Raw genomic sequence first — 18,582 nt, forward strand, 5'->3', positions numbered from 1 at the left:
TCAGTGTCGTATTTCGATAGACGCTTTGACAGTGGGATTTGTCTTATATGTGCCGGAATGGGGTGAGGCGCACTCATCGATGTTCTTGGCCAGGTATTCGCCTATCCCTGGCAATGCGTCGTAGGATTCGAGGCATTGCGTCGCTTCAGACGGTCCATGCAGCATTGCGGTAGGCACGGATGCGGAAAGGATTAGCCTTATCCCGTTCCAGCCCATCCGCAATCTCGTCAAAAATGGCACCGATACTGGCATTCGCCACGGCCATGCGCATCCATCATGCGGGGAGATAAGCGCGCATTTCCGTCGGTGACAGGCTAATCAAATCATTGGCGACTTCGCTCACCACGTGCTTCAGTGTCTGATCGTCCAGACGTTCGTGAAGTACGCCCAGGAACTTCGGCGGCGCCATGAGGATGAGTTCATCGTAACGCCCCTCCATCCGTCCGCGTTGGATGACCTCGCGCAGCACATCGGCAAAATGTTGGGCGTGTTTTTCCCGCAGCGATGTTCTCGGCTCTATGGCATGCCGTGCCGAGCCCTGGCTTTCCTGTGTTCGCGGAAGCCGGCCGTGTAGAGGGTGCTGTCCGGGCGTTCGCCCGTCAGGATGGGTATAGCAGGCGATTTCAGTCAGGTTGGCTCCTTTCTTGGGCAACTCGAAAAGGCGCGCCCTGGCGGCATCCGCGACCAACACCCAAGTGGTTGACATGGCAGCATCCTCCCGATCATCCGCTCGATCGCCATATGGATTTTAGGCAGCGTAGAGTCGGGATGTTCCGTCTATCTTGACGACGATCAACAAATCATTGGGCATTACGCCTCGCTCCCACGCCAGCGGACACGCAGGGGTAGGGCGGATGGCTTCGCTTCGGTTCCCGCGGCGCATCGAGGAATGAGGTCGATATCGAGTGTCTGAATCTTGGTGGGGGATTTAGACCGAAAAAGCGTACGCTTTTGTCGCGGCGGCTTGGTCGGAATCGTGGCATGCCACCGCCCGATTCATGTCAGACATGCTCTCGAAACCAGTCGATCTGTTCACCGACACAATGATCGAAGTGCTTTCCTTCATATATGTCGTAATGGCCCGCATTCTCCTCGACATGGAGCCTCTTGATAGAAGCTGTCACAGATTCAAAGAGTGCGATGCCTTGGTCTGGCGGATTGACGCCGTCGTTGCCTGCAACCACCACGAACACCGGGCATGCAACACGCGAAGCGTGGTTCTTCGGCTTGTAATTGAGCATTTCGCGAACGGTAAGAAACGGTATCTTGATGTCCATCGCGGGATAGCGCCGACGGTTTTCCTCCACAAAGGCCTTTGATTGCTCATCGGTCAGCACTTTCGTGATGGAGACGAACATTTCCTTGCCGGTGTGGTTCTTCTTCTCGTGCATACGTTCAATGGTTACGGTGAATGCTTCTTTTTCGGCATCGGTCATGTTGCGCGTCACCACCTGCTCGCCGTCCGCAAAGCCGAGCTGGCTGACCACCGCCTTGACCGATGGGTCATTCGCTGCTGCTGCCAGGACATGGCCCCCGCCGAGCGACGTGCCCCACAGTCCAACGCGCGTAGCTTCAATGCCAGGCAATGTTTTTACGTAGGTAATGACGGTGAGGATATCCTCGATTTGCATCGACGGGACGAGTCGCCCCTGTTCGCCGCCGCTCGCGCCGAATCCGCGATAGTCGAACGTGACAGCGGCGTAGCCGGCCTGGACGAAGGCCTGCGCAAAGCCAGGCAGCAGCAGTTCCTGGATGCCACAAAAGCCATGGCAAAGAACGATGACGGGAACGGATTCCTGCGTGTCAGGATGGTAGAGCGTCACTGCAATGTCGTTGTCTGTGCGGTACGAAGTGGTTTTCATGTCATGGGGTGTGAAAGGAGAGGGGCGTGGATGGTCTTGGAACCATGCGCTCTATATGCAAATGCTACGCAGGCATGACGTCACGCCTGCAGATACGGCACATGGTTGCTGGCGCTGCATAATCGGCGACGCCTCGCACGATACGCAAGGGTTTGGCCGATGTTTGAGCCATTTGGACATCTTCTGTCATGCGACGCACGATTTTGTACTGCTTGCTTGCTGCATGCATGTCGCCTGCCGTATGCCCGGAACAGGCCGCAGTGGCAGTGGTATTTAATCCGATTCATCTGACACCGTCGCGTGACCTGTTTGCCTCTCACCATAAACCCGTCCATCAGCATTCCTTTTTGAGTAAGGTGGAGCAGTGTTTTCTTCTTGCGGCTACGGTTGGTGCCAAAGCGCCGTCCAGGGCAGGCACGCGCCTTTCGGGTGACGGGATACCCCGGGCGGCCTGGGCCACCGTGGTTGTTTTGAATGACATAGATCAATGCGGTGCCGGCGCAGCGGCCTAGATTGGAAGCTCCATGCGGCAGGCATTTGTGCCGGGGGGCCGCGGCATTGAGGAGGAATCAGCTATGCGTTCATATCGCCGTTTTGCCTACGTCTCGCTGGGTGTGCTGGCCATTGCCATGGGCGGGTGCTCCGATTACGTGAAGAAAGTCGATTACAACGCCGCCATCAACGAGTTGCGCGCTAACGATCAAAAGCAACAGCAAGAGATCGATGCGCTCTCCCAGCAGATGCAACAACGCTTCGCAGCCTATGACGCCAAGATCGCTCAAATGAACGGTCGTATCCAGGTCGATACGGTTTCACATTTTGCTTTCAATGACGCCACGCTTCGCGATGAAGACAAGCCGTTGCTGAATGACTTCGCCAAAGTTATTTCGAGCAACTTCCCGGAGGCATTGGTGACAGTGGAAGGTTTTGCTGATGCGGCAGGTGGCAGGGCTTATAACATTCGCCTGGGGCGGGCGCGTGCGGAGGCGGTACGCGACTATCTCGTCAAATCTGGCGGCCTGTCTCCGGACAAAGTCCGCGCGGTGAGCTACGGCAAGGCTGAAAATCGTCAGGTGCTGAAAGGAAAGTGGGGTGAGGGTGCCGAATCGAATCGGCGCGTGACGTTGGTGGTGGATTTCGCAGGGACGCAAGCTGCGCCAGGAGCGTAGTTGGTAAACGCCACCGCGTTCTGGCAGACGGATCGCTTCCGTGACCGCATCGAGGCGGGGGAGACAGCTTGCGCAAGCCTCGCCGTCGCTGTGCGGTCAACTGCCCCTTTAGTGTTGGCTATTCCTCGTAGCGACGCACCTATCGGCCGCATCGCGGCCGATAGGTTGGAAGATGGACCCGATATCGAGATGCTACGGAAAGCCAGCGGCATCTCGTTACGCCAGAATCTCGTCACCTTTGCCGGGCATATGAACTTCCGTATCGGTCAGCTGTGCGGCGAAATTCTTCATGACTTTCTCATCGCCGTGTACGAGAACGGTGCGTTTGGGTTTCAAAGCACGGTGCCAAGCGAGAAGTTCTTCACGATCAGCATGTGCGGAGAATCCGTTGATGGTATAGAGCCGTGCGCGCACGGGAATGTCATCGCCGAATAAATTCACCCGTTTTGCCCCGTCGATCAGGGTGCGAGCCAGCGTGCCGGGGGCGGCATAGCCAACGAAGACGATGCTTGAATCTTTGCGCCAAAGATTGTGGCGAAGATGATGGCGCACGCGCCCGCCTGTGCACATGCCGGACCCCGCCATGATTACGGCTCCGCCAACGAGCTGATTGAGCGCCATGGAGTCGGCTGTCTGATGCGTGAAACGCAACCCAGGTAGTGCGAAAGGGTCTTTGCCGTCGTCAAACAATGCGAGATCTTTAGGAGAGCAACTCTCAGGATGGCGGCGAAAAATCTCGGTGGCCGAGATAGCCATTGGCGAATCGAGAAAGACCGGAAGAGCGTGCGGCAAGCGGCCTTTTTCGATACCTTCGCGCAAGTAATAAAGAATGTCCTGTGCCCGCTCCATTGCGAACGTGGGAATGATGATGTTGCCACCGCGCGCAAGCGTGTCAGTGATGGCCGTGTACAGTTCTTCAATCGAAGGATTCAACGGCTTGTGTGAGCGGTCACCGTAGGTGGTTTCCATAACGACAATATCGGCGGGTGGCGGCGGTTGCGGATCGCGCAGGATGGCGCGTCCGCCATTGCCGAGATCCCCCGAGAAAATCACGGAGCGGCGTTCACCCTGACTGTCCTCAATGCGAATGCTAGCTGAGCCGAGGATATGGCCGGCATCGTAAAAAGTGGCGTCAAGTGTTGGTGTCAATGCAATGGGCTTGTTGTAAACCGCCGTGCGGCCGAACCGATCCAATGCATTGAGTGCATCGAGCGTGTTATAGATCGGTGTCTTGGTCGTCACCCCGCGGCGGGTGGCATGGCGTGCATGGTGTTCGGCTTCTTCTTCCTGCAAGTGTGCGGCGTCGAGCATGACCAGCCTGGCCAGTTCGCGAGTGGCTGCCGTGGTAATGATTTCACCCGAAAACCCACGCTTGGTCAGCAGGGGTATACGGCCGCAATGGTCCAAATGAGCGTGTGTGAGTAAAAGAACGTCAATCGACTTGGGATCGAAGCCAAAATCTTCGGCATTATCTTCGTCGAGTTCATGGCCACCCTGGTACATGCCGCAGTCGATTAGAATTCGCTTGTCCTGCACTTCCACAAGGTGACAAGAACCCGTTACCTCGCGATCCGCGCCATGGAAGGATAGTTTCATGGGTAGCTCAGCTCCTATTTTTTTCCGATAACTAAAGGACTGCCATTGAGTTCGTGCCATGCAAGGATTCCGCTCCAGGCCTGCTCCGCCGATTCGGCGTACCAGAACAGTTCGCGGTCCTCTTCATCGATGCTTCCGGCTTCCATAAGAAAGTCCGCGTTGAACACGCGCCGCCAATAAGCCTCACCGATAAGTACGATCGGCATCGGCGCGGTCTTGCGTGTCTGGATCAGGGTAAGTGCGCAAAACAGCTCATCCAGTGTGCCGAAACCACCGGGCAGCGCGACGAGGCCTACGGCGCGCTTCATGAAATGGAGTTTGCGCATTGCGAAGTAATGGAACTGCGTGCACAGGCCCGGTGTGAGATAGGGATTGGGAAACTGCTCGCGCGGCAAGGTGATATTCAGCCCGATGGTCTTGGCACCCGCATCGAAGGCGCCCCGATTGGCTGCCTCCATGCCACCCGGTCCTCCGCCAGTGAGGATGGCGAGTCCCGCGTCTCCGGCGCTGCCGACGAGATGACCAAGTTGCCGCCCGATATCGTAGTAACGTGACAGTTCCATCCGACGTTCGGCCATGTGCAACGCGTGGATGCAATCGGCGTCACCAGGATGGATTGCCGCCGCCTGTTGCGCAGCCAGGAGTTCATGCTTGGCGGTAGCTGGTTCGCGCAGGCGCGTGCTGCCGAAAACGACAATCGTGCGTTCGATGCCATGTGCTACGAGCAGTTGTTCCGCTTTAAGGTAATCAAGTTGTAGACGTGCCCCGCGCATACCGTCTTCATGCAAAAAGTCGATGTCACGGTCCGCTTCGGCATAGGCCGGGTTCTGCATGATGGCCGCAAGCCTTTCTTCGGCTTGCGCATCCTCTTCGCGTGGCTTGGGATGCTCCCACGGAAGAGGTACATGACGTGCGATTGGATGGGCCGGATGTGGAATTGAGCAATCACGGGGATGCAAGGTTTTTCTCCTTTGCGTTCCACTGCGCTTCGATTTGAAATGCCAGTGACACTAAGCGATTCATCTCTTTTGCGGCGCCGAATCGAATGGTAACGATGGCGTGGCCGGCACGATGAGAATTAAAGAACTTCATGCATCGTATTATCGAAGGCGATCAGCTATTTGATCTATGTCAATGCCGCTGGCCTTGATCCTGATACTTTTCAGGCATTCCACGAAAGTAAAGTGCCGTGACCCATCTCCCCGACACAGTCATTGATGAGCTTGATTCGAAAGTTCATGCACTCCAGGCACGTTGGAGTGCATCGTTATCGACGGAATCACTTTATTTGGCATTTGTCGATTGGCTGTCTCATCTCATGCGATCGCCAGGCAAACGTTTCGATCTGATTCGGTTAGCGCTAAAGCAGATGGAAATATTGCAATCGGATGTAGCCAGCTTTGCGCGGCCGGGCGATGGCATGTTGCAGTCGAAAGATAATGCATCCACGCTGGATCGCCGGTTTGCCGATCCAGCGTGGATGAGCTGGCCATTTAATCTCTTTGCGCGATCGTTTCTTCTGCAGCAGCAGTGGTGGCATGAAGCCACCACAGATATACACGGCGTTTCTGCCCACCATGAAAATGTCATGGACTTTGTCGCGCGACAGTGGCTGGACATGTTTTCGCCGGGAAATTTCTTTTGGACAAACCCCGTGGTGCTGCGGCGTACACGGCAACAGGGAGGTCAAAACCTCGTTCGAGGTGCATGGAACTGGATGGAAGATGTCGCCCGTTATGTCAGCGGGATTCCTGCGGCGGGTACGGAGCGTTTCGTGGTCGGTCGCGATGTCGCTGCAACACCTGGAAAGGTGGTATTGCGCAATCATCTGATCGAACTGATTCAATATGCGCCGGTCACGCAGACAGTTCGTCCGGAACCTATCCTGATCGTGCCGGCCTGGATCATGAAGTACTACATACTCGATCTTTCGCCGGACAATTCGTTGGTCCGCTATCTGGTTGATAATGGCTATACGGTCTTCTGCATCTCATGGAGAAATCCCGGGCGTGCCGATGCCGGCCTGGGCATGGATGATTATCTGAATCTTGGGGTAAGCGCGGCGCTCGACGCTATCGGCCGGATTTTGCCGGACCAACGGGTGCATGCCACGGGCTACTGTCTTGGTGGCACCTTGTTGTCGATCGCAGCGGCTGCGATGGCGCGTGACGGTGACAAGCGGCTGGCATCGCTTACCTTGCTTGCGGCTCAAACCGACTTTACGGAGCCGGGCGAGTTGGCGCTATTCATCGACGAGAGTCAGGTCGCGCTGCTGGAAGATCAGATGCAGCAAGCGGGCTATCTCACTGCCGCGCAGATGGCGGGCGCGTTCGAGATGCTTCGCTCCTACGATCTACTCTGGTCGCGAATGCTCAATGATTATTTATTGGGTGAGCGTCGGCCGCCTAACGACCTGATGGCTTGGAATGCTGATACGACACGCATGCCGGCAACCATGCATTCCCAATATCTTCGTCACCTTTATCTCAACAATGACCTCAGCGAAGGGCGCTACATGGTCAACGGCAGACCTGTCGAATTGAAGGAGATTGCGGCACCCGTGTTTTGTGTCGGCACCGAATCCGACCACGTTGCTCCATGGCGTTCGGTCTATAAGGTCCATCATTTGTTCACGAACGAAATCACCTTCGTATTGACTAATGGCGGCCATAACGCAGGCATCGTAAACGAGCCAGGACATCCACATCGGCATTACAAAACGCTGGTGCAGCGCGCCGGCGCTCCTGCCTTGGCGCCAGAGGAGTGGTTGGCGAGCGCCAAGACATGGGATGGTTCCTGGTGGATCGCATGGAAGGCATGGCTCGATGCACATTCGGGGGAGCGGGTGCCTCCGCCGCCGATGGGGATGCCCGGTGGTGGCGCGCAAGCTTTTCCCTCGGCGCCGGGTCAGTATGTCCTCGAAAAATAAGACGGCGCGGGCGTGGCCGAACGTCATACCAAATAACCATGGTGTCCTGATGAACGCAGCATTTTTGCCGACAACGCAATCCTGCATTGAGAATCGCACTTACGGCGAAATTGCGGTGGGTGACTCAGCCAGCCTTTCCCACACCCTTCAGCAGCGCGATATCGAATTGTTCGCAGCGATGTCCGGCGATGTGAATCCCGCCCACATGGATCCGGATTATGCACGCAGTGATATGTTTCATCACGTCATCGCGCACGGCATGTGGGGTGGCGCGCTGATATCGACGGTGCTTGGCACGGAGTTGCCGGGACCTGGGACCATTTATCTTTCCCAGGATCTGCACTTTCGTGCGCCGGTATGCCTGGGCGATACCATTACCGCGACAGTAACGGCGAAGGAAAAGGAAGTTACCAAGCACCGCATCGTTTTTGATTGCCGTTGCCGCAATCAACATGGCGTCGATGTCATCCTGGGCACGGCCGAGGTCATTGCACCCTTGGAAAAGGTTCGGAGGCCACGAGTCGAATTGCCGGATGTGCAGGTGTCTGATCATCACCGCTTCCGCGAATTGATAGAGCGCACGGCAGGCCTCGCGCCGGTGCCAACCGCCATCGCGTATCCTTGCGACGAAGTGGTGGTGGCGGCCGCCGTCGAAGCTGCGCATGAAGGCCTGATCGTGCCTATTTTTGTAGGGCCAGCCGTAAAAGTGCAGAGGGCTGCTCAGCAAGCACAGGTTGATATTGCACCGTATCGATTGGTCGACGCACCGCACAGTCGTGCCGCTGCGGAGCTTGCAGTGGCCTTGGTGGCGCGGGGTGAAGCGGGCCTCTTGATGAAGGGGTCGCTGCACACGGATGAGCTGATGCATGCCGTGCTCGCTGATGCGAGCCTGAGCATGGGGCGACGGCTGAGCCATATATATGTGATGGGAGTGCCTCGGTATGAGCGTCTCCTTCTGGTAACCGATGCGGCGATCAATATTGCGCCGACCGTGGTCGATAAACGCGACATCACCCAGAACGCAATAGATCTCGCCCATGTCCTTGGCATTAAAGTGCCGAAGGTGGCGGTGCTCTCTGCGGTGGAAACCGTAACCCCCGCGATCCCTTCGACACTCGATGCTGCAGCGCTATGCAAAATGGCGGAGCGGGGGCAGATTACCGGCGGCCTTGTTGATGGTCCGTTGGCGTTCGACAATGCGATCAATTCTCCAGCAGCACACGAAAAGAATATCGTCTCACTGGTGGCCGGCGCAGCCGATGTTCTGGTGGTACCGGATCTGGAGTCGGGGAACTTGCTGGCCAAGCAGCTGACCTTTCTCGCCGGTGCGGATGCTGCCGGCGTGGTGATGGGGGCGCGTGTACCCATCATCCTTACCAGCCGCGCTGATACGTCACGGACACGCATCGCTTCCTGTGCTGTTGCTGTGCTGGCTGCACAAGCCTCTTCCATGCCGGCTGCGACACCTGACGGAGCCTGATACATGCCAAAAGCCATTCTCACCCTTAACGCAGGCTCGTCGAGCATTAAGTTCGCTCTATACGAGCTAGGCGTCTCCGCACGACACCTTTTGTCGCATGGCCAGATCGAAGGAATTGGAACGGCGCCACGTTTCGTCGTGCGCGCACCGAACCAAGCCAAGATTTTCGAGCATGTGTGGCCCGCGACGGATCACCTGGATCACGAATCACTATTGACGCCATTGCTTACCTGGGTGACGGCTCACCTCGGTCAGGAGGCACTGGTTGGCGTGGGACACCGCGTCGTCCATGGCGGCGATGTGTTCGATCGCCCGGTGCGGGTGGATCAGACGGTTCTCAATCGATTGGAGAGCCTGATCCCGCTCGCCCCATTGCATCAGCCGCACAATCTGGCTGCCATCAAGGCAATGCATAAACTTCAACCCGATGTCGCGCAAGTTGCCTGTTTCGACACAGCCTTTCATCGCAGCATGTCCAGCACGGCGACGCGCCTGGCTATTCCGCGCAACTATGCGGAGGAGGGCGTACGGCGTTATGGGTTTCACGGCATTTCGTACGAATACATCATCGGTCGCTTTCGTGAGCTGGAACCCATCGTGGCCACAGGCAAGGTTATTGCCGCCCATCTGGGCAACGGTGCAAGTCTCTGCGCTATGAGCAACGGGCGCAGCGTGGATACGACGATGGGCTTTACCGCTCTTGATGGCCTGATGATGGGGACCCGCTGTGGCAGCCTGGATCCCGGCGTGGTGCTTTATCTGCAACAGGCGCATGGCCTTACGGCTGCGCAGGTCGAGTACATGCTTTATCACAGCAGCGGACTGCTCGGTGTCTCGGGCATCAGCAATGACATGCGTACCTTGCTCGCGAGCGCAGATCTTCGCGCAAGGCAGGCGATCGATCTCTTCGTATTCCGTATCGTACGAGAGATCGGCGCGCTGGCTGCAAGCCTCGGTGGTCTGGATGCGCTGATCTTTTCCGCCGGCATCGGCGAGCACGCCCCGGCAATTCGTGCAGCGGTGTGCGAGCGGCTCGGCTGGCTTGGCGTGGCGTATGACGAGGATGCTAACGGGCGGAACGATTTCCTGATCAGCACGGCACCCAGTGCCGTTCGTGTCTGCGTTGTCGCCACCGATGAGGAGGCGATGATGGCAGAACATGTCACCCGTTTGCTGTTTTCGTCGGAAAGAGTGGCTGAGCGCGCTGCCCAGCGATGAGGAAATCATGCTTATGAGTGATCTTGCAGGTAAACGCGGACTGATTATCGGCATTGCCAACGCAAGCAGCATTGCCTATGGCTGCGCACGTGCATTCCAGCATGCCGGTGCGCAGCTGGCCATTACGTACTTGAATGCGAGGGCTGAGCCCTATGTGCGGCCCTTGGCAGAACAACTGCAAAGCCCGCTGATTCTGCCTTGCGATGTGCGCGAGCCAGGGCAGCTCGAGGCTGTGTTTGCTGCGATTCGGGAAAAATGGGGAAGCTTGGATTTCGTTCTTCATTCGATTGCCTACGCGCCACGTGATGACCTGCATGCCCGCGTGGTGGATTGTTCGCAGCCGGGTTTCAACCAGGCTATGGACATTTCCTGTCATTCATTCATCCGCGTCGCCCATCTTGCCGAGCCGTTGATGGCGAACGGTGGCTGCCTGCTTACCGTCACTTTTTACGGCGCTGAAAAAGTCGTTGCCGACTACAACATGATGGGGCCGGTCAAGGCGGCGCTGGAAAGCACGGTACGTTATATGGCCGCCGAACTTGGCGACCAACGCATCCGCGTGCATGCCATTTCGCCAGGACCATTGATGACGCGCGCAGCGTCCGGTCTGGATCGATTCGACGAATTGCTCGACCGGGCGCGAACCCGTGCTCCCGAGCACCGATTAGTCCGCATTGAAGACGTGGGTGCCGTAGCGGCATTTCTTGCCAGTGATGAGGCCGCTTCGCTTACTGGCAACGTGGAATATGTGGATGCCGGTTACCACATCATGAGCTGACGCTTCCAGCATGATCAAGCGCGCGTGCATTAAGTACGCGCCACAGATGTAGAGAACATGAGATGGATACATCCGCACTGCACCAACTAGACGCCAAGACCGCCGAGGCCACCGCATCGGACGCGATATTGCAGCAGTTGAATAGCCGCTTGACGGGGTTGACCGGATCCGAGGCGCTACAGCGCCTTAAGCTCTATGGGCCAAACAGCTTGCCGGAGATCAGGCAAAGTCTGGTCATGAAACTGCTGCATTACTTCTGGGGACCGATTCCCTGGATGATCGAAGCCGCCGCGCTGTTGTCCGCGCTGGTAAGACATTGGGCCGATTTCATCATCATCATCTTGCTCTTGCTGTTCAACGCGGGGATTGGTTTCTGGCAAGAGTACAAAGCGTCCAGTGCGCTGGACGCCTTGAAAAAGCAACTGGCATTGAAGTGCCGCGTGCAGCGCGACAACCGTTGGGAAGAGCGTCCTACCGTAGACCTGGTACCCGGCGATGTTGTACGCGTGCGCCTCGGCGATATTCTCCCGGCGGATATCAAACTGCTGGATGGCGACTATCTCAGTGTCGATCAGTCGGCATTGACTGGCGAGTCACTGCCGGTCGACCGTAAGGCGGGAGATGTGGTGTATTCGGGTTCCATCGCCAAACAGGGTGAGATGGTCGGCGTGGTCTATGCCACCGGTGTGCACACTTATCTGGGCAAAACCGCGCAACTGGTGCAGAAGGCCGGCGCTGCGTCGCATTTCCAAAAAGCGGTGCTGAACATCGGCGACTATCTGATCTACATCAGCCTCGGCCTGGTGGCGTTGCTGGTATTGGTTGAGCTGCATCGTGGTCTTCCATGGCTCGACCTCGTGCAGTTCGCGCTGATTCTCACCGTTGCGTCGATACCGGTCGCCATGCCAGCGGTATTGTCGGTGACGATGGCGCTCGGGGCACTGGTCCTCTCGAAGGAGAAGGCGATCGTCTCCCGGCTGGAATCCATCGAGGAAATGGCGGCGGTCGACATTCTGTGCTCCGACAAGACCGGCACGCTGACCCAAAACAGACTCACGTTGGGCGAACCGCTGCTGCTTGCGGTACAGGATGCCGCAACATTGAATCTGCACGCCGCGTTGGCAAGCCAGAGGGACAATGGCGATGCAATTGATGCAGCGATTTTTTTCGCACTGAAGGGTGACGTATTGCCGGTGAACTTGCATCGGGTGCATTTCAAGCCATTTGATCCGGTTGGCAAGCGCAGCGAGGGTAGTTGGACCGGAGCAGATGGACACGGACTGACGACCAGCAAGGGGGCCCCACAAGTGATGCTCGACCTGGCCAAGGTCGATGTCGCGATCCGTACTAAGGCGCAGGCTTGGATCAATGCACAGGCAGCACGCGGCTACCGTACGCTTGGGGTTGCCAGCCGTATCGATGATGGCGCATGGCAGCTCGACGGTGTGCTGGCGCTGTACGATCCGCCGCGCGAGGATTCAATGCAAACGATCGCCGATGCGCAGCGTCATGGCATCACCGTGAAAATGGTGACTGGCGACAATTGCGCCATTGCGCGCGAGATTTCCAGCCAACTTGGCATCGGTCGCAACATCATCGCGGCTGGCGATGTGTTCGACAATCGTTCGCCGCAAGCAGACGGGGAGCTTGCGGAAAAGATCGCGGCGGCTGACGGCTTCGCTGAAGTCTTTCCCGAGCATAAGTACGGTATCGTCAAGGCCATCCAGAGCGCGGGTCATCGTGTGGCCATGACCGGTGACGGAGTGAACGACGCGCCGGCACTCAAGCAAGCGGACGTGGGAATTGCCGTTTCGGGTGCCACCGATGCTGCACGCGCAGCGGCTGCGCTGATTCTCACAGCGCCTGGCCTGTCGACTATCGTCAGGGCGGTGGAGGAAGCGCGGCGTATTTTTGAACGGATGAACGCTTACGCTATCTACCGTATCACCGAGACGATTCGCATCATGGTCTTCGTGGTGCTCGCGATGCTGGCGTACAACTTCTATCCCATTACCGCCGTCATGATCATCCTGCTGGCCTTCTTCAATGATGTGCCAATCATGACCATTGCCTATGATCATACCGTTGCCGATCCTCATCCGGTGCGCTGGGATATGCGGCGCATACTCACCGTATCGACGGTAATGGGGATGACCGGCACAGTTGGCAGTTTCCTCATGCTTTACCTGGCGCTGGACTGGCTGCACCTACCCCTTCCCAAAGTGCAGACTTACATTTTTCTCAAAATGGCGGTTGCCGGTCATCTCACCTTATTCGTATCGCGCAGCAAGGGCGCCTTCTGGAGAAAGCCCTATCCCGCGCCGGTAATGATCTGGTCAGCGGTGATCACCAAGATTGCGGCGACATTGCTGTGCGCCTGGGGCTTCTTCGGATTGATCGCGCCGATCGACTGGTCCGATATCGCGCTCATTTGGGTGTATTCAATCGTCTGGTCAATTGTCACTGACACGGCCAAACGTATGGTATTCAACCATCTTAGCCATCAAACAGAGCGTCACCAGACATTCTTGGGCGCACTGCATCGTCGTCTTTGAGCGGCTTCATCATCCCGGGCGGCGGGTAATCGGCCTGGGACGCACAGTCTGCGGCGGATGTCAGCCTGGGGATGGCACTCATGGAGAGGTATTCTTTGCTGACGTGAGGCAACCGAGGAACTACCCCTATGGACTATCGCAAGAGTTTGGCTGTCAAACCCGGCACGAAGGTGAAGCTTTCAAAAATCGATCCTTCCTATACGGGTGAGCATGCAACGCACAAAAAGGCCGAGCGCGAAATCGACAGGCACGTCCAGCGGATGGGTGAGCTTCAGTATCTTCTTTATGCCGACGGTGGCCAGTCGCTCCTGATCGTGCTGCAGGCGCTCGATGCTGCAGGGAAGGATGGCACGATCCGGCATATCTTCAGCGGCATGAATCCGCAAGGCACCTCGGTCACGGCATTCAAGGAACCTAGCAGACTTGAACTTGCACATGATTTTCTATGGCGTGCTCATCTTCCGGCGCCATCGAAAGGGCAGGTCGCCATTTATAATCGCTCATATTATGAGAACGTGCTAATCGTACGCGTGCATAAGTTGGTTACCCGATCCGTCTGGTCGGGTTATTACGAGTTGATCAATGATTTCGAAAGACTGCTCGAATCGAACGGTACGCGCATTCTCAAGTTTTTCCTTCACATAAGCCCGGAGGAACAACTTGCGCGCTTCAAACGGCGACTCGATGACAATGCGAGACATTGGAAGATCAGCGAAAGCGATTACGCTGAACGCGAGTTGTGGCAGAACTATATCGCCGCGTACGAAGACGTTCTTGCACTGACTAGCACGAAGAGCGCTCCTTGGTATGTCGTGCCCGCGAATCACAAATGGTTTCGTAACCTGGCGGTCTCACAAATCATTGCTGATACCATGGCCGAGATGGGGCTGAAATTTCCGCCGGCCCATGTCGACCTGGCGGAAATCAGAAAAAAGTACCACTCGGCCGCCCATAAAGGCAGGCGGGAAAAGATCTAAATCTTTATGCACTCAGCACAATAAGCATTTGAAAGCGGTGCAAGGTCCCATGGAAATGAGGATGGGCCAGGGCCTGTGCATTAACAATTCTTTTTATGCTGTTGCTGCACACTTGTCGCTCCACGAATCCTTTGGGGAGACGGTATGAGCCAGCGGTTTGATGCGGTGGTCGTCGGGGCGGGACAGGCGGGGCCGTCGTTGGCCGAGCGGTTGGGGAAATCGGGCCGCAGGGTTGTCGTGATCGAGCGAAAGCTGGTGGGTGGCACTTGCGTCAATACCGGTTGCATTCCTACCAAGGCCATGGTGGCAAGTGCCTACGTCGCGCACCTTGGTCGTCGCGCAGCCAGCTATGGCGTGCTTGCCGGCGATGATCTCAAGGTCGACATGGAGCGTGTCTGGAAGCGGACCCGCGGCATATCTGAAAACTCCCGCAGCAATGTCGAAAAATGGCTGGCGAGCATGCCGAATGTTTCGCTGTTGCGCGGTCACGCCCGATTCGAATCGCCACGCACCCTGCGCGTGGATGACGCGCTGATTGAAGCGGATGAGATATTCCTCAATGTGGGTGGGCGTGCGGTGGTCCCGGATTTCCCCGGCATCGACGCGGTACCTTACTTCACCAATACAGGCATCATGGATCTGCGCGAGCTACCGCGGCATCTGGTCATTATCGGCGGCAGCTACATCGGCTTGGAATTCGGGCAGATGTTTCGCCGCTTTGGATCAGAGGTAACGATTGTCGAGCGTGGCGATCGCTTGTTGCCGCGAGAAGATCCCGAAGTGTCGGCGGCGGTGGTCGATATCCTTCGGCAAGAGGGCATCACCTTCCATTTGTCCGCAGAGTGCATGGCGCTGAGCGGAAAGGCGGGCGACATCAGCGTCGTGGCCCGGTGCGCTGATCCGCGCCTGGAAGTGCGCGGCACGCACCTGTTGTTGGCGGTCGGCCGTCGCCCGAACACGGACGACCTGGGTCTGGACAAGGCAGGTGTTGCCATAGACGAACACGGCTATATCACGGTTGACGACCAATGCCGAACCAACGTCAAAGGCATCTGGGCGATGGGCGACTGCAATGGCAAAGGCGCCTTTACGCATACGTCGTACAACGATTACGAGATCGTGGCTGCGAATGTACTGGACCGTGAGCCGAGACGTATTTCCGATCGAATTCCTTGCTACTCGCTATTTATCGACCCGCCGCTGGCCCGTATCGGGCTTACGGAGCAAGAGGCATTGAAGCATGGTCATGATGTGCAGATCGGCGTGAGGCCGATGGCGCGCGTGGGACGCGCTATCGAGCGCGGCGAAACGCTTGGCTTCATGAAAGTAGTCGTCGATGGGAAAACCGGGCAATTACTGGGTGCCGCGATCCTTGGTGTAAATGGCGACGAAGCCATCCACAGTTTGCTTGACACGATGTATGCCAAGGCTTCTTATCGCACGGTAACGCATGCCGTCCATATCCACCCCACGGTATCCGAATTGCTGCCTACGACACTGCAGAGCCTGACTGCTGCAACATAGGTGAAGATTCAAGCAGGTGCAGAAGAATGTGCCTGTTTCTGAAATCCGCGCGATACAAGGCGGTATTCTTGTTCACGTGGTTGGCGCGAAAAGTGAAGCAGTTGCGGACGTTTTTACACATTCATAGCCGATGGAGACCTACGCCATGTCCGATCATGTGTACAAATCCGTTGAACTTACTGGCTCTTCCAAGACGAGCAGCGATGATGCTGTCCGCTGTGCCATCAGGCGGGCGTCCCAGACCATCCGCGATATCCGCTGGTTTCAAGTAACGGAGACCCGGGGGTACGTGGAGAATGGGGAGGTGTCCCATTGGCAGGTCACAGTGAAGATTGGATTTACGCTTGAGGTCTGAATTGCCGCGTCAATTCCGCTAGGCAACGGATACCGAGCCAATCCAACTGCGCCGTCATCAAGGCGCAGCCAGGGTGCCATGTGCTGGGGTGGATGTTGCGTGGGAGGCAGTGGCTCACAGAGCAATAGTGACGCCGGGTGCGCCTCGCCTCGACGAGGTGTCTAGAGCCGGTGAGCGATTTAAAGTCGATGAAGCAGCCAGGGAAGCGTTACTGCGAGCAGATAGAATTTGGATGCGAAGAATTTGTTATCCAGGCAATGCCGGTGGTCTTCCAGCCACTTCGGTGCGCCGGGAAGTAGCGCGCGAGCCTGCAAGGCAAAGGCGTGCACTTGGTCGAAGCGCTGCCTCGCCAAGCCTTGCACATCGAAGCGGAACGAGCCTTTGGATTTCACGTAAGGCAGTCGCTGAAAGCTTTGTGCGATATACCGGCGCATCAATACCTTGTTGACGCCGCCGGCGCCGATAAGGCGATCGTCGGGGACACTATTGAAGATCCATTCGCAGAGTTCTTGGTCGCAGTAGGGATAGGCCAGGCGCAAGCCGGCGGCCTCCGCCGTGTACATCCCTTTGGCGAAACCCGCTGCCTCCAGCACGACAAGAACGACGCGTAGCACGGCCTCCTCCGATTCCGCGGCTTGCAGGTCATCCTGGAACATTTCCATGCGTTCGCGTGAACACACGGAGACGTTCCGTCCGAAGAGTTCGTCGACTTCTTCGTCGCTGAATCGCGAGCCGGGAAAGTGACGTTCAAAGCGATTCATCTGCATGGTGCTCAATGCAAAGCAAAGCTTGAAGCTGCGGCTGATGAGCGGATGCTTGAGCAATGAAGCAGGTATGCGTTTGCTTCTTGCCAGAAAGCCAAGCAGATGGTCTTTCAAATGCAAGGGCACGCCAAAATACGGATCCACACCCAGGGCATCGATGATGCCATCACCTTGCCGGTGACCGATTTCGGTCATCAGATCCGCGCAAGAAAGCGTGGCAAAGTCGGCTGTCAACAGAGGCATGCGCGGTGTCATCGCGAGATAACGGTCGTAAGCGCGGCCGGGGTCGCACACCAATGCCTCATGGCGCAAGCCGAACCGATGCGCCACGAAGCGGGCCGATTCGATTTCATTTTCTTCCTTGCCACCTAGATAAGTGATGCAGGTTGTATCCGGACGCACATCCGCGATGGCGATGGCCAGCGAGGTGGAATCCTTGCCTCCGCTTTGCAGAAACCAGGGATTCTTTATGTCGGCGGTGCATCGCTGTACGGCGTAGGTAAGCAATTGATGGTAGGCACGCAGCAAGCTGTCGTCATTCGTCGCGTCCGGTGAAGGCCGCGATGTGGCCAGCGCGGACTGATAGGCGAAATGAAATCTTGGCTCGTCTGTGTCTTTTTGCGGAAGGATGAAGCCGGTCGCAAGGTTCTTTACATCGCGATAGATGGTGTGCGGCGGATAAACAAATGCATTACGTAAAAGATCGGCAAGCGATACCTTGTCGATGGCGTCGATACGTGTCCGACGTGACTCCAATGGAGAGAAATCGGCAGCGCCAGCGTAGGGACTGGTGCGAAGATGGATCTTCTCGATGGTTTCGTGGCTCGATTCTGCCCGTTCAAAAAGCGATGTATCCATGCCGCCACCTACAATCGATTCAGAGCATGCGCGAGTCAAAACGGGACGAAATTGCTGGTGGTTATGGATCGCCTGTTTGTCATTGGCATCATGCACAAATCATGGATACAGCGATCACACGGGCCAGCGTCATGGTCAAGTCGAACCCGTTACGCCATAAAGCGTATTCATTCAGGCTATGGGTCATCTCGTCATTTTTGTCTCATAATTTTGACGATGATAGTAGGAGCGTCGCCGTGTATGAGTGGTAAAAACACTTCTTTTGAGCAGTGTTCATGCGTTACGAAAACGCATAAGTTCGCCATGGGACGGAATAAGCACGGAGCGTGCTTTTCACTGCGGCCGGTATTGTTCTCAGGTCGCAGCGAATTACTCGCTTTATGGCTATTTTCTGCGGTGTGTGAGCGTGGCATTTCCACACCCTCATCACGCGTTGAGTGATGGGATAGAAGACAATTACTACACGGGACTTTAACGGATACGGGTCCACTATCCCAACGGTTGGATCATGCTATGC

General features: G+C 56.7%; 15 protein-coding genes. 9 read left to right on the forward strand and 6 right to left on the reverse strand.

Annotation, left to right across the window (positions count from 1 at the left end; all coding sequences use genetic code 11):
- Positions 1–145 precede the first annotated feature (145 nt).
- The 3 genes from AC4HNJ_RS13770 to uilS all read right to left on the reverse strand — a co-directional run bounded on the left by AC4HNJ_RS13770 (position 146) and on the right by uilS (position 1,862).
- A complete protein-coding gene (locus AC4HNJ_RS13770) occupies positions 146–265 on the reverse strand; it encodes a hypothetical protein (protein ID WP_490480160.1) in 120 nt (39 codons plus the stop codon).
- 9 nt (positions 266–274) lie between these two features.
- Positions 275–706: a host attachment protein gene (locus tag AC4HNJ_RS13775; RefSeq protein ID WP_490480161.1), complete on the reverse strand. Its 432-nt coding sequence runs from the start codon at positions 704–706 to the stop codon at positions 275–277.
- A gap of 295 nt (positions 707–1,001) precedes the next feature.
- On the reverse strand, positions 1,002–1,862 hold the full coding sequence (uilS, locus tag AC4HNJ_RS13780) for a UilS family quorum-quenching N-acyl-homoserine lactonase (protein WP_490480162.1): 861 nt from the start codon (positions 1,860–1,862) through the stop codon (positions 1,002–1,004).
- Positions 1,863–2,437: 575 nt separating this feature from the next.
- On the opposite strand from uilS, the gene AC4HNJ_RS13785 reads away from it, so the two are divergent.
- Positions 2,438–3,031, forward strand: coding sequence for an OmpA family protein (locus tag AC4HNJ_RS13785; protein ID WP_490480163.1), 594 nt, complete (start codon positions 2,438–2,440; stop codon positions 3,029–3,031).
- Positions 3,032–3,247: 216 nt separating this feature from the next.
- Here the strand turns inward: AC4HNJ_RS13785 and AC4HNJ_RS13790 are convergent, their stop codons facing one another.
- Complete coding sequence (locus AC4HNJ_RS13790; protein ID WP_490480164.1) at positions 3,248–4,627, reverse strand: MBL fold metallo-hydrolase RNA specificity domain-containing protein; 1,380 nt, start codon at positions 4,625–4,627, stop codon at positions 3,248–3,250.
- A gap of 14 nt (positions 4,628–4,641) precedes the next feature.
- Positions 4,642–5,586: an LOG family protein gene (locus AC4HNJ_RS13795; RefSeq protein ID WP_490480165.1), complete on the reverse strand. Its 945-nt coding sequence runs from the start codon at positions 5,584–5,586 to the stop codon at positions 4,642–4,644.
- A gap of 230 nt (positions 5,587–5,816) precedes the next feature.
- Here AC4HNJ_RS13795 and AC4HNJ_RS13800 point away from each other — a divergent pair, with 230 nt between their 5' ends.
- The 8 genes from AC4HNJ_RS13800 to AC4HNJ_RS13835 all read left to right on the forward strand — a co-directional run bounded on the left by AC4HNJ_RS13800 (position 5,817) and on the right by AC4HNJ_RS13835 (position 16,443).
- A complete protein-coding gene (locus AC4HNJ_RS13800; protein WP_490480166.1) occupies positions 5,817–7,556 on the forward strand; it encodes a PHA/PHB synthase family protein in 1,740 nt (579 codons plus the stop codon).
- Positions 7,557–7,605: 49 nt separating this feature from the next.
- Positions 7,606–9,036, forward strand: a complete 1,431-nt coding sequence (locus tag AC4HNJ_RS13805) for a bifunctional enoyl-CoA hydratase/phosphate acetyltransferase (RefSeq protein ID WP_490480167.1) — start codon at positions 7,606–7,608, stop codon at positions 9,034–9,036.
- Positions 9,037–9,039: 3 nt separating this feature from the next.
- Positions 9,040–10,254 (forward strand): acetate/propionate family kinase, encoded by a 1,215-nt coding sequence (locus AC4HNJ_RS13810; RefSeq protein WP_490480168.1) that lies wholly within the window; start codon positions 9,040–9,042, stop codon positions 10,252–10,254.
- Positions 10,255–10,267: 13 nt separating this feature from the next.
- On the forward strand, positions 10,268–11,032 hold the full coding sequence (gene fabI / locus AC4HNJ_RS13815) for an enoyl-ACP reductase FabI (protein WP_490480169.1): 765 nt from the start codon (positions 10,268–10,270) through the stop codon (positions 11,030–11,032).
- A gap of 62 nt (positions 11,033–11,094) precedes the next feature.
- The gene (locus tag AC4HNJ_RS13820; protein ID WP_490480170.1) at positions 11,095–13,587 is read left to right on the forward strand and encodes a plasma-membrane proton-efflux P-type ATPase; all 2,493 of its coding nucleotides are present in this window, start codon (positions 11,095–11,097) and stop codon (positions 13,585–13,587) included.
- Between the two features lie 128 nt (positions 13,588–13,715).
- The gene (locus tag AC4HNJ_RS13825; RefSeq protein WP_490480171.1) at positions 13,716–14,564 is read left to right on the forward strand and encodes a polyphosphate kinase 2 family protein; all 849 of its coding nucleotides are present in this window, start codon (positions 13,716–13,718) and stop codon (positions 14,562–14,564) included.
- Between the two features lie 144 nt (positions 14,565–14,708).
- Complete coding sequence (locus AC4HNJ_RS13830) at positions 14,709–16,088, forward strand: FAD-containing oxidoreductase (RefSeq protein WP_490480172.1); 1,380 nt, start codon at positions 14,709–14,711, stop codon at positions 16,086–16,088.
- A 145-nt stretch (positions 16,089–16,233) separates the two neighbouring features.
- Positions 16,234–16,443, forward strand: a complete 210-nt coding sequence (locus AC4HNJ_RS13835; RefSeq protein ID WP_490480173.1) for a dodecin — start codon at positions 16,234–16,236, stop codon at positions 16,441–16,443.
- 179 nt (positions 16,444–16,622) lie between these two features.
- Here the strand turns inward: AC4HNJ_RS13835 and AC4HNJ_RS13840 are convergent, their stop codons facing one another.
- Positions 16,623–18,065, reverse strand: coding sequence for an asparagine synthase-related protein (locus tag AC4HNJ_RS13840; RefSeq protein ID WP_490480174.1), 1,443 nt, complete (start codon positions 18,063–18,065; stop codon positions 16,623–16,625).
- Positions 18,066–18,582: the final 517 nt, after the last annotated feature.

The sequence above is a fragment of the Dyella sp. SYSU CM1112 genome (assembly GCF_058216415.1).

Bases quoted from the DNA above. Each gene is read 5' to 3' on its own strand.
- fabI (WP_490480169.1), top strand. From the start codon at position 10,268: ATGAGTGATCTTGCAGGTAAACGCGGACTGATTATCGGCATTGCCAAC.
- uilS (WP_490480162.1), bottom strand. From the start codon at position 1,862: ATGAAAACCACTTCGTACCGCACAGACAACGACATTGCAGTGACGCTC.
- AC4HNJ_RS13805 (WP_490480167.1), top strand. From the start codon at position 7,606: ATGAACGCAGCATTTTTGCCGACAACGCAATCCTGCATTGAGAATCGC.
- AC4HNJ_RS13810 (WP_490480168.1), top strand. From the start codon at position 9,040: ATGCCAAAAGCCATTCTCACCCTTAACGCAGGCTCGTCGAGCATTAAG.
- AC4HNJ_RS13785 (WP_490480163.1), top strand. From the start codon at position 2,438: ATGCGTTCATATCGCCGTTTTGCCTACGTCTCGCTGGGTGTGCTGGCC.
- AC4HNJ_RS13825 (WP_490480171.1), top strand. From the start codon at position 13,716: ATGGACTATCGCAAGAGTTTGGCTGTCAAACCCGGCACGAAGGTGAAG.
- AC4HNJ_RS13840 (WP_490480174.1), bottom strand. From the start codon at position 18,065: ATGGATACATCGCTTTTTGAACGGGCAGAATCGAGCCACGAAACCATC.
- AC4HNJ_RS13770 (WP_490480160.1), bottom strand. From the start codon at position 265: ATGGCCGTGGCGAATGCCAGTATCGGTGCCATTTTTGACGAGATTGCG.
- AC4HNJ_RS13790 (WP_490480164.1), bottom strand. From the start codon at position 4,627: ATGAAACTATCCTTCCATGGCGCGGATCGCGAGGTAACGGGTTCTTGT.
- AC4HNJ_RS13775 (WP_490480161.1), bottom strand. From the start codon at position 706: ATGTCAACCACTTGGGTGTTGGTCGCGGATGCCGCCAGGGCGCGCCTT.
- AC4HNJ_RS13820 (WP_490480170.1), top strand. From the start codon at position 11,095: ATGGATACATCCGCACTGCACCAACTAGACGCCAAGACCGCCGAGGCC.
- AC4HNJ_RS13830 (WP_490480172.1), top strand. From the start codon at position 14,709: ATGAGCCAGCGGTTTGATGCGGTGGTCGTCGGGGCGGGACAGGCGGGG.
- AC4HNJ_RS13835 (WP_490480173.1), top strand. From the start codon at position 16,234: ATGTCCGATCATGTGTACAAATCCGTTGAACTTACTGGCTCTTCCAAG.